Raw genomic sequence first — 11,689 nt, forward strand, 5'->3', positions numbered from 1 at the left:
AGCTTTTCGTAACAATGAGACATTGTAGCCTCGATGCAGCGCCAGCGGAATCGAGGGCGTCGGCTTACAGATCACCAAACGCATATTGGCAATTGCAGGATATTGGCCTTCGAAACCTCTACTTGCTTTTTATTTTTCTTTCGAGTTGCCTTGTAATATCCCCACAATTGCGCTTATCAATAAAACGACCAAACCCAACGGAACTGTAAAAAAAGAGCCCACTAAAGCAAGTGTTGTAAGCCCAATGAACCAATTTAAATTGATTCCCAAAAGAAAACACCCTGAAGGAGGGCCACTAGAACCACCAGTGCAGTCTGGCATCAAACTCCATATGCCAAGACCAACACCAGCGAATAATGGGCATACGATAAGTAGCATTAACACAAATTTAGAATAAGTCCTCATCGTATACCGCCTAACCTAATGTATGCGACATCATTTGCCCCATAACTCTAACTGTACTAGCTCAAGTGATTGATTTATAGCGTTAATGAAAAATTTAACTCCCCCTAGTGGCGATATACAATGCTGAACTGAGTTGCCATAAAAAGCCAACAGCACCCAACCCATTCCCACTAAACCACCTCATCCGGCAAAAACCCACCGGCTTGCATGGTCCACAGCCGATAATAAAACCCCTGCTTGTCCAGCAATTCCTGATGGCTACCATCTTCGACTATCCGGCCTTGATCGAACACTAGCACCCGATCCAAATGGGCGATGGTGGAGAGACGGTGGGCGATGGCGATGACGGTTTTGCGGCCCATGACCCGGTCCAGGTTTTCCTGAATGGTTTTTTCGGTGACTGAGTCTAGGCTGGAAGTAGCTTCGTCCAGAATTAGAATCGGCGCGTCTTTCAGCATCACCCGGGCGATGGCGATGCGTTGGCGTTGGCCGCCGGATAGTTTCACACCGCGTTCGCCGACCAGCGACTCGTAGCCTTCCGGCATTGCCGCGATAAACTCCTCGGCGTGCGCCAGTTTGGCGGCAAAGCTGATTTGCGCTTCGTCGGCATCCAGTTTGCCGTAGCCGATGTTTTCTTTCAGGCTGCGGTGGAACAGGCTGGGGTCTTGCGGAATCAGGCTGATTTGCGCATGCAAGGAATCCTGGGTCGCCAGTAAAATATCTTGGTCATCCACCAGAATCTGCCCAGCTTGCGGTTCGAAGTTGCGCAGAATCAAGTTCACAAAGGTGGATTTGCCGGAACCGGAGAAGCCGACCAAGCCCACCCGCTGCCCAGGCTCTATCACTACATTCAGATGGTCGAAAACCTGCCGCCCCGGTTCGTAACTAAAGCAGACGTCTTTAAATTCGATGCGGCCTTGGCTGATTTGCAAAGGTTTGGCGTCTGCCACATCGATGATTTCATGGCTTTGGATGATAGTATCCACGCCGTTAGCGACGTTGCCGACGTACTCGAAAAACTCCAGAAAACGCCGACTCAAGTTGCGGGCATCGCCGATCACCAAAATCGCCAGTCCGGTGCTCATGGCAAAGGCGCCAACGCTGATTTCCCTGGCTTGCCACAGTTGCAAGGCGTAGCCGATGGTGCCGATTTTCAGGATGGCGGCGGCGGTAAATTGAAACCAGCGTACCCGCTCCATATACCAAAAGGTGCGGCGGGCGCTTTTTAGTTCGGTGTCCAGAAAGCTATCCAGATATGTGCGTTCGTGCTGCAAGCGGGCGAATAGCTTGGCGTTGAGGATGTTAGTCACCGCATCGACGATCTTGCCGTTGACCATGCTGCGGGTAGCGGCAAAATCCTGGGCGTAGGGTTGGCAGCGGGTCGCCAGCCAATAGGAGATCAATACATACATCAACACCCAGCCAGCCACGAACAGACCCAAGCCTTGATGCACACCCAGCAATAGCGTGACCGACACCGTGAATGTCACGGCTATCGGCCAGAAATCGCAGATGATGGACCAGGTGGTGTGGTTGACGCTCATCGCGGTTTCGCTGATGCGATGCGCCAGCGCGCCAGCGAAATGGTTACCAAAATAGCGCGGCGCGTGGTTTTGCAGATAGGCAAACAAAGACCGCGCTGTGCCCTGCCGCAAGCGCGGGCCCATGATAATCAGCACCGCGCCGCTGCTGCGGCTGAAAATAATCTCGGCCAGATTCAAGCCGGCAAGTAGCAGCAAGGGTTGCTTGAAAGTCTCCAGCCAATCGCTAACCGGCATGGGCTGACTGGCGACCGCGTCCATCAAGGCTTTAATCGCATACGGCACCAGAATGCTGCCGGCAGCCTGACCGGTTTCCAGTATCAGCATCAACAACAACAGCCAACGGAATGGCTTTAGACAGAATAGGATGAAACGCCAGGGGTTGGCAGGTAACGGCGGTGCGTCCGCTGCGCGACGGAGACCCTCCTTGGTGGATGATTTGGACATGATGGCATTAGTTAAGAAAGCTGCCGGCCATTATAGCCAATTGCCCGGCGGCAGCGCCGTTGATGAACAGGCCAGACCCAGCCGGCAGTTAAATCAGTACCGAATCCGATACCACCACATACCTATCATTTCGTGCGCCAGCAAAAAACTGTTGGCCCAAGAGCTTGGTGATGGCAACCAATCCAATAAACGGGTTTCGCCCGCGTGGCCGATAAACGCCGTCGGTGCCGGCAACACCTCGAAACCAGCTTTGCGAAATTCCAAAGCAGCACGCGGCATATGGTAGGCCTGAGTAACCAGGACGATTTTGTTGATGCCGAACTGCTTTAATAGCTCGCGGCTGAAGCGAGCATTTTCGGCGGTATTGCTGCTGCGAGGTTCCTGCCAGGCCACGGGAGTTTTAAACTCATTATCCAGGGTTTGTGCCATCAACTCCGCTTCGGGAATATCGTCTGGTTCCAGCGTGCCGCCCCCGGAAGCCAGAATCGGCAGACCCAACTCCCCGGCCAACTTGGCGGCATAGCGCACGCGCAGCAAGGTTCTGACATGTAAAGTGACTTGCTCTGGATATTCCGGCGCCGAGTATTCAATGCCACCGCCTATCACCACCAAGGCTTGCGGTTTGAATGGCTGTACGGCGTCTGCAGAAAGAGGCGGAATCCGCTCCCACAGCAAGGCCCATTGCTTAACGACAATCGGCAAACTCAGTAACCACAACAGTGCCAGACAGACTATCGCCATGTTCTTTCCCCTTTTACGCTTGCCCAACAGCAAGCCTGCCAGCGCCAGCATTGCCAAAGAGGTTGGCGGCAACAACAGTAGCTTGATAACGTAGATCGCGACGATGGACATTGGGTACGATCATCCTTGAGCAAGTATCAGTCGATAGGGCTTTAGACCGGCCCTATTGGGAGTGAACTAGAGACGCAAGATCTTGCGTCTCTACAGACTTTCCCCCCTTACATCGCCAATCTGGAAATCCCCACCGCTTCCCGCAAGGTATTGATAAATGGCCTGGTGATCGCGCGGGCTTTCTCGGCGCCTTCCTGCAATTGTTGTTCGATATGTTTCGGCGCTTCCATTAAGGCTTCGTAACGCTCGCGGGCCGGGGCGATTTCGTCGTTGATTTTCTCGAACAACACTTGCTTCATCTCGCCCCAACCTATGCCTTCCGCGTAACGCTGGCGAATCGCATCGACTTCGTGGTGGTTGGCGAAAGCCTGATAGATGCCAAACAAGGTACAACCTTCCGTATCCTTGGGTTCGCCGGGTTCCAGGGAATTGGTCTTGATCTTGTTGATCAGCTTGCGCAGTTTCTTTTCCGGTTCGAACAGCGGTATCGTGTTGTTGTAGCTTTTGCTCATCTTGCGGCCGTCCAAGCCCAGCAAGGTTGCCGCGTTGTCGTCCAGCACCGCTTCCGGCAAAACAAAATGCTCGCCGTAGATATGGTTAAAGCGGCTGGCGATGTCGCGGGCCATTTCAATGTGCTGGATTTGATCCTTGCCCACTGGCACTTTGTTGGCGTTGAACATCAAAATATCGGCGGCCATCAGAATGGGGTAACTGAACAAGCCCATCGTGATGCCTTTGTCGGGATCGTTGCCTTCGGTTTCTTCATTTTCGGCGACCGCGGCTTTATAAGCATGGGCGCGGTTCATCAAGCCCTTGGCAGTAACGCAAGTCAGCATCCAGGTCAGCTCCAGGATTTCCGGCACATCCGATTGGCGATAGAACACTGCGTTTGAAGTGTCCAAACCCAAGGCCAGCCAAGTCGCGGCAATTTCCAGACTGGATTGCTTGACCCGCGCCGGCTCGTTACATTTGATCAGCGCATGGTAATCGGCCAGGAAATAAAACGGTCTGACGTGCTCGTCTTTGCTGGCATTGATTGCCGGCCGAATCGCCCCGGCGTAATTGCCAAGATGCGGCGTGCCGGTGGTGGTGATACCGGTAAGGACAATGGATTTGCTCATGCTGCTGCCTACGCTGTCTGGATTGAAAAGTGGCGGAATTTTACACAAATAGCCTGGGATAGTCAGGCAATAAAACCGCCGGACTTGCCTTTTGCCTGGATGCCAACTGCGTCACAGCCCACCCAAAAAATCCGCTGATTCGGGCGATATGAGCCACTATTTCCTAACCAGAGCGGCGGTTTTTTATAGTAAACTCCCTGCGACTGATTTTTTACCCAACTACTGCCAATCCGAATCGGGGGAAGCCAATGCTGAATCATGATGAAAAACGCGATTACATCCGTATGGATGTGGACTGTGACATTACCTATAAGCTGGCCGATTCCAGCGAGGTCAGCACCGGCAGATGCACGACGCTAAGCGGCGCCGGCGTATCGTTTATTGCCGAACGGCCATTCGAGATCGGTCTGGCCATGGAAGTCAGCATCATGCCAAAAACCCAAATCACCCCACCGATGACGGCCTTCATCGAAGTGGTGCGTAGCGTCAAACAAGGCGACGGCAGCTTTGAAATAGCCGCCTCGATCAAAAGCATCAAAGGCAATTAAGGACAGCCCCCGTTTCTCACAAGGACGTAGCACGCTATGTATATCATCACCAAAGAAGTTTATTTTTGCTACGGCCACCGCCTGATGAACCATCCGGGCAAGTGCCGCAACTTGCATGGCCACAGTGTCAGAGCCAGCATCTCCATCAAACAAAACCAACTCAACGACCAAGGCATGGTCTGTGATTTTTCTGACGTGAAAGACTGTGTGGATGGGTTTATAAACAAGGTGCTGGATCACAACTTTTTGCTGCATAAAGACGACCCTATCATCCCGGCCCTGGTCGCCAACAACGAGCAGTTTTTGGCCATTGACGAACATCCCACCGCCGAAGTGTTGAGCAAGATGATATACAACCACGTCAAACAACAAGGCTTTAATGTCGATCAAGTGGTGTTGTGGGAAACCGCCAGCGCCAATGCCTGCTATCGGGAAGAGTGACGATGAGCTTGGTGCAACCGGTCAACACGGCACTTTGTCTGGAAAAGATCTGCGAATCCAACTATCAAAAGCTGTTCAGGCTGATTCCGAATCTGCGTTCTTTTGATAAAACCGCCGTCGGCCTGACGCAGAACAAACCGGCGTTATATCTGGAAGTGCTGGAACGTAATCCCTACACCTTGACTATCGAACTCAGCCATTGCTTCGATCAACAGCTATCGGAACAAATCGTGCCGGCAGTAAAAATTCGGATTTATCTGGATGCGCAATTGGCGGAAGTGCTGCGCGACATCGACCGGCCAACAGTGGACAAGGTCTATCAAAATCCCGGCAGTTTGGTGGAAATCAGGAATTATAAGTGGCGCTTAAACTATTTTCTGCAGAAGTGGCTGGATCATTGCCTAAAGACCGATTACCGCTTCAGCCACGACAAGCTCAGCCAAGCTGCTGCTGTAAAGCCGCTCTGACGCAGCGCAACACCCCATAGCTGTAAGCACCGCCCAGTTGCTCGTAAACCGGCTTCAAGGCGTTGCGCTGTTCTTCCGGCAAACTTAACAACACCGCCTCGATTTCACTGACTTCCGCCGGCGACAAACTCAACACATCACCCAGAGCCACCAACCCCAACTCCAGACTTTTGGCCATGTGATTGTAAATGGTGTCCTCGCTCAGACTGCGTTGCTTGGCGACTTGCTCGACGCTATAACCTAATCGAAATAAATCCAGACTCTCCGTGACGGTATCGGTGGCCGACGCCGGCGGCTCGTCGTCAAACTCGGCTAACACGGCCAAAAACTCATCGCCGTATAATTCCAGCTTGCGCTGGCCGATGCCGGACAACATGCTCAATTGCTGATGATTACGCGGCCGGGCATCGACCATCGCCATCAAAGTCGCATCGTGAAAAATCACATACGGCGGCACATCCTGCTCGTCGGCCAATGCTTTGCGTTTGGCACGCAAAGCGTTCCACAAGGCACTGTCCGCCGCACCACCCGGCTGGCGCTTTTCGGTTTTTTCGCGCCGGGTTTTGGCGATTTGCGCATCCTTGCGCAGCATCAAGGTTTGCTCGCCGCGTAACACCGGCCGGCAAGCGTCGGTCAGTTTCAGACTGCCGTGGCCTTCAAAGTCGATTTCCACCAAAGACTTGGCCACCAATTGCCGAAACACCGAGCGCCATTGTTTCTCGTCCAGGGCTTTACCAATACCAAACGTCGACTGTTTATCGTGGCCGAATTGGCGCATACGGTCATCGGCTTTGCCCAGCAGCACGTCGATCAAATACTTCACGCCGAAACGCTGGCCGGTACGATAAATACACGACAGGGCCTGTTGCGCGGCCACGCTGCCGTCCCAGGTTTCCACAGGCTCCAGACAGGTATCGCAATTGCCGCAGCCCTGCTCCAGCACATCCCCAAAGTAAGCCAGCAGCGCCTGTCGCCGGCAACTGACCATTTCGCACAAGGCCAGCATCGCATCCAGTTTATGCAACTCAATACGCTTGTGCGCCTCGTCGGCATTGGAGGTACTGAGCATTTGCCGCAGCGTCAACACATCCTGCAAGCCATACGCCATCCAAGCATTCGCTGGCAGACCGTCGCGCCCGGCCCGGCCGGTTTCCTGGTAATAAGCCTCCACGCTTTTCGGTAAATCCAGATGCGCCACGAAGCGCACGTTGGGTTTGTCTATGCCCATGCCAAAGGCGATGGTAGCGACGATGATTAGTCCATCCTCCATCAAAAACTGATGCTGATTCTTTTGCCGCTCGCGATGCTCCATGCCGGCGTGATACGGCAGGGCTTTCAGGCCTTTGTCATTCAACCATTCTGCGGTTTCTTCGACTTTTTTCCGCGACAGACAATAGACGATGCCGGTATCACCAGGATGTTCGCTACGGATAAATGTCAGCAGTTGCTGCCTAGCATTGTCTTTCTGAATAATCCGATAGCGGATGTTCGGCCGGTCGAAACCGCTGACAAACACCTGGGCCTGTTCCAGCGCCAGCCGGGTAATGATTTCCTGGCGGGTACGCTCGTCGGCGGTGGCGGTTAAGGCAATGCGCGGCACTTGCGGAAACTGCTCATGCAACACCGACAACAACAAATAATCGGCACGAAAATCGTGGCCCCATTGCGACACGCAATGCGCTTCGTCAATAGCAAACAAAGCAATCTTGCAGCGGGCAAACAGGGCTTGGGTTCTGGCGTTGGAGAGCCGCTCCGGGGCGATGTAAAGCAAATCCAACTCGCCGTTCTGCAACTTCTGTTCGATCTCACGCACCTGTTCCAGCGCCAACGTCGAATTCAGATAGGCGGCTCTCACGCCGACTTGATGCAAGGCGCTGACCTGATCCTGCATCAGCGCAATCAATGGCGAAATCACGATACCCACGCCGTCCATCACCAAGGCTGGAATCTGGTAACACAAGGACTTGCCGCCGCCGGTCGGCATCAATACCAACACATCCCGGCCGCCGATCAATTGCTCGATAATCTGTTGCTGCTGGCCGCGAAAACTGTCGTAGCCGAACACGCTATGCAGGGTTTGCAGGGCGGAGTTATTGGTCATAAATCATTGCTTGCTAAATCTAAACCGGCAAAAAGTCGTTGAGGTATTAGACCATAGATCAGACCATCATCCGCAAACGCCCGAAACAAGCTAAACCCGCCACGGCCTTCTACGCCTTGAAATAGTAACGCACATCCCCAATCTCCTTGATTCACTTTACAGCACGCCGATTTCAATAAATCAAAATCCACCCTATATAATGCCGCGCTTACCCAAGCCGCGGAAGACGCCTAATTTTCTATGCTCATTACTTACTGCCGTTTACCCGACCGTCTTAAATATCTGATCGATAACGATCAACAATACCTGTTAAAACAAGGCCTGAAAGGCATCGAGAAAGAAAGCCTGCGCATCACCGAGCATGGCGAGATCGCGCAAACACCTCACCCCACGGCGCTTGGTTCGGCGTTGACCCACCCCTACATCACCACCGATTATTCGGAAGCGCTGCTGGAATTTATCACCCCGCCGTTTGCCGACATCCGCCAAACCCTGGATTACATGCACCAGCTCCACCAGTTTGTCTACCCGCATCTAGGCGAGGAAATGCTGCTGGCCACCAGCATGCCCTGCGGTATCGACGGCGACTTGAGCATACCCATCGCCGAGTACGGCACCTCCAACATTGGCAAGATGAAGCACGTTTACCGTAAAGGTTTGTGGCACCGTTACGGCCGCACCATGCAAGCCATTGCCGGCATCCATTTCAATTATTCGGTGCCGGAGGCGCTGTGGCCGGCGCTGTACAAGCAAAGCGGCTGCACGACCGGCCTGGAAGACTTTATCTCAAACGCTTATTTCGGTTTGATCCGTAACTTCCACCGCCAAGGCTGGCTGATTCTGTATTTGTTCGGCGCCTCGCCGGCCATTTGCAAAACCTTTTTCAAAAGCCGCCCGCAATTGATGGAGCAATTCAAGGAATTCGACGAACACACCGTGTTCCACCCCTATGCGACCTCGCTGCGGATGAGCGACATCGGTTATAAGAGCAAGAACCAGGCGGGCTTGAAGATCGATTACAACTCGCTGGACGGCTACGTGGACAGCCTGAGCGCAGCCATCAACACACCCTATTCGGACTACGAAGCCATCGGCGTTAAAGTGGACGGTGAGTATCAGCAGCTGAACGCCAACATCCTGCAAATCGAAAACGAGTTTTACAGCACCATGCGCCCCAAGCAGATCGCCAAATCGGGCGAGAAGCCGACGCTGGCGCTGAAACGGCGCGGCGTGCTGTATGTGGAAATGCGCTCGCTGGACTTGAATCTGCTGAATCCGATCGGCATAGACGAAAGCACCGCCCGCTTTGTCGAAGCGTTTTTGTTGTACTGTCTATTGCAGGACAGCCCCCCGCAAGGCCCGGACGAATTCCAGATTAACAACAGCAACCAATTGCTGGTCGCGAATGAGGGCCGCCGCCCCGGTCTACAGCTAAACCGCAACGGCGACACCGTCACCTTACAGCAATGGGCACACAGCATCCTCTATGCCATGCAACCTATCTGCGCGGTACTGGATAGAGGCAGCTTGGAACGCCCCTACCAATTGGCTTTGCAACATCAGTTGGCAGTAGTGGACAACCCGGCGCTGACGCCGTCGGCACGGATTCTGGCCTGCATGCGCGAGAACGGCCAGGAGTTTGGCTGCTTCGCCAGTAACACCTCGGCGCTACATAAGCATTATTTCAACGCCGAACCACTGGACGATGAGACGCAACGGCAATTCGAGGACATGGCTGCCGCGTCGTTGCAAAAACAAGCCGACATCGAAGCCAACGACAAGTTGGACTTTGACGAGTATTTATCCCGTTACTTTGCCCAGAGCTAAATCCATGACTGAATTCGACTTAAGCACCGCCCAATCCGAGCTGCAAGGTAAAAATCCGCGCACCATCTTAAAAGCCGCACTGGCTAATTTCGATAACATTGCCATCTCTTTCAGCGGTGCAGAAGACGTCGTGCTGATCGACATGGCCTTGCAAATCAGAAAAGACATCCAGGTGTTTTCATTGGATACCGGCCGCTTGCATCCGGAAACCTACCGTTTCATGGAACAAGTGCGCAAGCATTACGGCATCAACATCGACATCTTGAGTCCGGATCGCGAACAACTGGATGCCTTTGTGAAAGAAAAAGGCCTGTTCAGTTTTTACGAAGACGGTCACCAACAATGCTGCGGCATCCGCAAGGTAGAGCCATTGAAGCGCAAGCTGGCGACGCTAGACGCCTGGATCACCGGCCAACGCAAAGACCAAAGCCTGGACACCCGCGGCGATATTCCGGAAGTGCAACTCGATGCCGGCTTTTCCGGCCCCGGCAAACAACTGATCAAATTCAACCCGCTGCTGAACTGGTCGTCGGCGCAGGTGTGGGATTACATCGAAGCCTATCAGGTACCGTTTAACGAACTCCATAAACACGGCTACATCAGCATCGGCTGCGAGCCTTGCACCCGGCCGGTTTTACCTAATCAGCACGAGCGCGCGGGGCGTTGGTGGTGGGAGGATGCGGCGAAGAAGGAATGTGGGTTGCATGGGGGGAATGTAAAATCTTAGTCTCAACTGCAACGTAGTGAAAGCAAACAACTCCTCGATTACGTTGCGTCGTTCAGGCTAGTTTCTAGTTTGCGAAATTAAAAACTAATCAAGAAATCTTTTCAGATGATGAAACACATTCTGTTGGCTTTACTTATCTGTGTCTCTATTGGGACTGCCGCAGACGAAACGGTGCTCCCCACCAAACAAATTGCAGCAACAATATCTGCATACGCAAACTCTGTTGGATGCTTGATTCATATGGATGAACAAAATATCATCCGATTTCAAATTGACGACAAACCCGATACGGAATATGTCGTAGCGCTATACGATATTGACAGACAATGTAGTGGAGGCACAGCGATGAGTAGGCCTGCATTTGCTGCTCTCAGACGGGACTACAGTCAAAACTTTCATATAGTCCCAGAATACTCGATGCCTTCTACAACCTCGGATGACTTTCCGCGGTTTATCAATAAACTTTATGTTAAGGACAATCAGCTTTGGTACTCCGCTAAGGAATTTGATTTTAAACATGACTCTCTTTGCTGCCCTTCAATGCCAGTCGAAGCCCAAGTCATATTTAAGAATGGCTTTTGGATCGATTCTCGAAAAATTGAAGCCCAATGACTTGTCAAATCTAAAAACAATTTCGTAGGGCGGGAACGGCTTTTTGTTTCCGCGCGGAGCTCGGGTTTTGTGTCGCTATCGCGACGAATATTTTAATGTCGGTTCTCGGACCGACAACCGAGATACTTTTCTTTGCTTGTCCAAAGAAAAGTATCCAAAAGAAAAGACACCCGGACGCCGCTTATCTCCTACGTTCCTCACTTTCGCCGGGGTTTGCCGTAAGGGGCTTCCTGCCCCTTACGGCAACGCGATGCATCCCTGCATCGCCCCTTCGGGCTGTTCCCGGCGAAAGCTCCGGTACTCGGCGCGGCATACGGGAGAAAACCCTGCACGATTTCGGAGTTAAAACATGTCAAAGATCGCCACAGAAGTCTACGAACTGCTTAAAAATGCTGGCGTCAGCGAGTGTAAAGCAATCAAAGCTGTGGAAGCCATCCAACAGCACAGCAAGGAAAACCGTCTGCATTTTGTACAGAAACAGATGCTGAAATATCAAATGTACACGGAACAGGAGTTTAAGACGCTCAAGTGGACAATCGGGGTTAATTTGGTATTCACCGTGGTCATGTTTTTGAAGCTACTTTCTTGAATAGACTAACT

At 52.6% G+C, this 11,689-nt stretch carries 11 protein-coding genes; 7 read left to right on the plus strand and 4 right to left on the minus strand.

All coding sequences use genetic code 11. The annotated features are described in order from the left end of the window. Positions 1-575 precede the first annotated feature (575 nt). The 3 genes from METH11B_RS0110405 to METH11B_RS0110415 all read right to left on the minus strand — a co-directional run bounded on the left by METH11B_RS0110405 (position 576) and on the right by METH11B_RS0110415 (position 4,366). Entirely contained in the window at positions 576-2,393 is a 1,818-nt protein-coding gene (locus METH11B_RS0110405; protein WP_026601987.1) for an ABC transporter ATP-binding protein, read from the minus strand. A 93-nt stretch (positions 2,394-2,486) separates the two neighbouring features. Continuing rightward, complete coding sequence (locus METH11B_RS0110410; protein WP_026601988.1) at positions 2,487-3,245, minus strand: YdcF family protein; 759 nt, start codon at positions 3,243-3,245, stop codon at positions 2,487-2,489. Positions 3,246-3,352: 107 nt separating this feature from the next. Then, complete coding sequence (locus METH11B_RS0110415; RefSeq protein WP_026601989.1) at positions 3,353-4,366, minus strand: tryptophan--tRNA ligase; 1,014 nt, start codon at positions 4,364-4,366, stop codon at positions 3,353-3,355. 248 nt (positions 4,367-4,614) lie between these two features. On the opposite strand from METH11B_RS0110415, the gene METH11B_RS0110420 reads away from it, so the two are divergent. From METH11B_RS0110420 to METH11B_RS0110430, 3 genes are read left to right on the plus strand one after another with little or no spacing between them, the layout of a single operon-like run. Further along, entirely contained in the window at positions 4,615-4,914 is a 300-nt protein-coding gene (locus METH11B_RS0110420) for a PilZ domain-containing protein (RefSeq protein ID WP_020484960.1), read from the plus strand. Between the two features lie 36 nt (positions 4,915-4,950). Next, positions 4,951-5,355: a 6-pyruvoyl trahydropterin synthase family protein gene (locus METH11B_RS0110425; protein ID WP_026601990.1), complete on the plus strand. Its 405-nt coding sequence runs from the start codon at positions 4,951-4,953 to the stop codon at positions 5,353-5,355. 2 nt (positions 5,356-5,357) lie between these two features. Further along, complete coding sequence (locus tag METH11B_RS0110430) at positions 5,358-5,822, plus strand: DUF1249 domain-containing protein (protein ID WP_026601991.1); 465 nt, start codon at positions 5,358-5,360, stop codon at positions 5,820-5,822. On the opposite strand, the gene recQ is transcribed toward METH11B_RS0110430, so the two are convergent. Further along, a complete protein-coding gene (recQ, locus tag METH11B_RS0110435) occupies positions 5,791-7,923 on the minus strand; it encodes a DNA helicase RecQ (protein WP_026601992.1) in 2,133 nt (710 codons plus the stop codon). The two genes, METH11B_RS0110430 and recQ, sit on opposite strands and share 32 nt — an antisense overlap. A gap of 240 nt (positions 7,924-8,163) precedes the next feature. Here recQ and gshA point away from each other — a divergent pair, with 240 nt between their 5' ends. The 4 genes from gshA to METH11B_RS0110455 all read left to right on the plus strand — a co-directional run bounded on the left by gshA (position 8,164) and on the right by METH11B_RS0110455 (position 11,678). Beyond that, positions 8,164-9,750, plus strand: coding sequence for a glutamate--cysteine ligase (gene gshA, locus METH11B_RS0110440; RefSeq protein ID WP_020484956.1), 1,587 nt, complete (start codon positions 8,164-8,166; stop codon positions 9,748-9,750). A 4-nt stretch (positions 9,751-9,754) separates the two neighbouring features. Next, positions 9,755-10,477, plus strand: a complete 723-nt coding sequence (locus METH11B_RS0110445) for a phosphoadenylyl-sulfate reductase (RefSeq protein WP_026601993.1) — start codon at positions 9,755-9,757, stop codon at positions 10,475-10,477. Positions 10,478-10,582: 105 nt separating this feature from the next. Beyond that, positions 10,583-11,089, plus strand: a complete 507-nt coding sequence (locus METH11B_RS0110450; RefSeq protein ID WP_026601994.1) for a hypothetical protein — start codon at positions 10,583-10,585, stop codon at positions 11,087-11,089. A 349-nt stretch (positions 11,090-11,438) separates the two neighbouring features. Continuing rightward, positions 11,439-11,678 (plus strand): hypothetical protein, encoded by a 240-nt coding sequence (locus METH11B_RS0110455; protein ID WP_026601995.1) that lies wholly within the window; start codon positions 11,439-11,441, stop codon positions 11,676-11,678. Positions 11,679-11,689 lie beyond the last annotated feature (11 nt).

It is taken from the genome of Methylomonas sp. 11b, assembly GCF_000515215.1.
Lineage (GTDB): Bacteria > Pseudomonadota > Gammaproteobacteria > Methylococcales > Methylomonadaceae > Methylomonas.

Bases quoted from the DNA above. Each gene is read 5' to 3' on its own strand.
- recQ (WP_026601992.1), bottom strand. From the start codon at position 7,923: ATGACCAATAACTCCGCCCTGCAAACCCTGCATAGCGTGTTCGGCTAC.
- METH11B_RS0110445 (WP_026601993.1), top strand. From the start codon at position 9,755: ATGACTGAATTCGACTTAAGCACCGCCCAATCCGAGCTGCAAGGTAAA.
- METH11B_RS0110415 (WP_026601989.1), bottom strand. From the start codon at position 4,366: ATGAGCAAATCCATTGTCCTTACCGGTATCACCACCACCGGCACGCCG.
- METH11B_RS0110405 (WP_026601987.1), bottom strand. From the start codon at position 2,393: ATGTCCAAATCATCCACCAAGGAGGGTCTCCGTCGCGCAGCGGACGCA.
- METH11B_RS0110420 (WP_020484960.1), top strand. From the start codon at position 4,615: ATGCTGAATCATGATGAAAAACGCGATTACATCCGTATGGATGTGGAC.
- METH11B_RS0110450 (WP_026601994.1), top strand. From the start codon at position 10,583: ATGATGAAACACATTCTGTTGGCTTTACTTATCTGTGTCTCTATTGGG.
- METH11B_RS0110425 (WP_026601990.1), top strand. From the start codon at position 4,951: ATGTATATCATCACCAAAGAAGTTTATTTTTGCTACGGCCACCGCCTG.
- gshA (WP_020484956.1), top strand. From the start codon at position 8,164: ATGCTCATTACTTACTGCCGTTTACCCGACCGTCTTAAATATCTGATC.
- METH11B_RS0110410 (WP_026601988.1), bottom strand. From the start codon at position 3,245: ATGTCCATCGTCGCGATCTACGTTATCAAGCTACTGTTGTTGCCGCCA.
- METH11B_RS0110430 (WP_026601991.1), top strand. From the start codon at position 5,358: ATGAGCTTGGTGCAACCGGTCAACACGGCACTTTGTCTGGAAAAGATC.
- METH11B_RS0110455 (WP_026601995.1), top strand. From the start codon at position 11,439: ATGTCAAAGATCGCCACAGAAGTCTACGAACTGCTTAAAAATGCTGGC.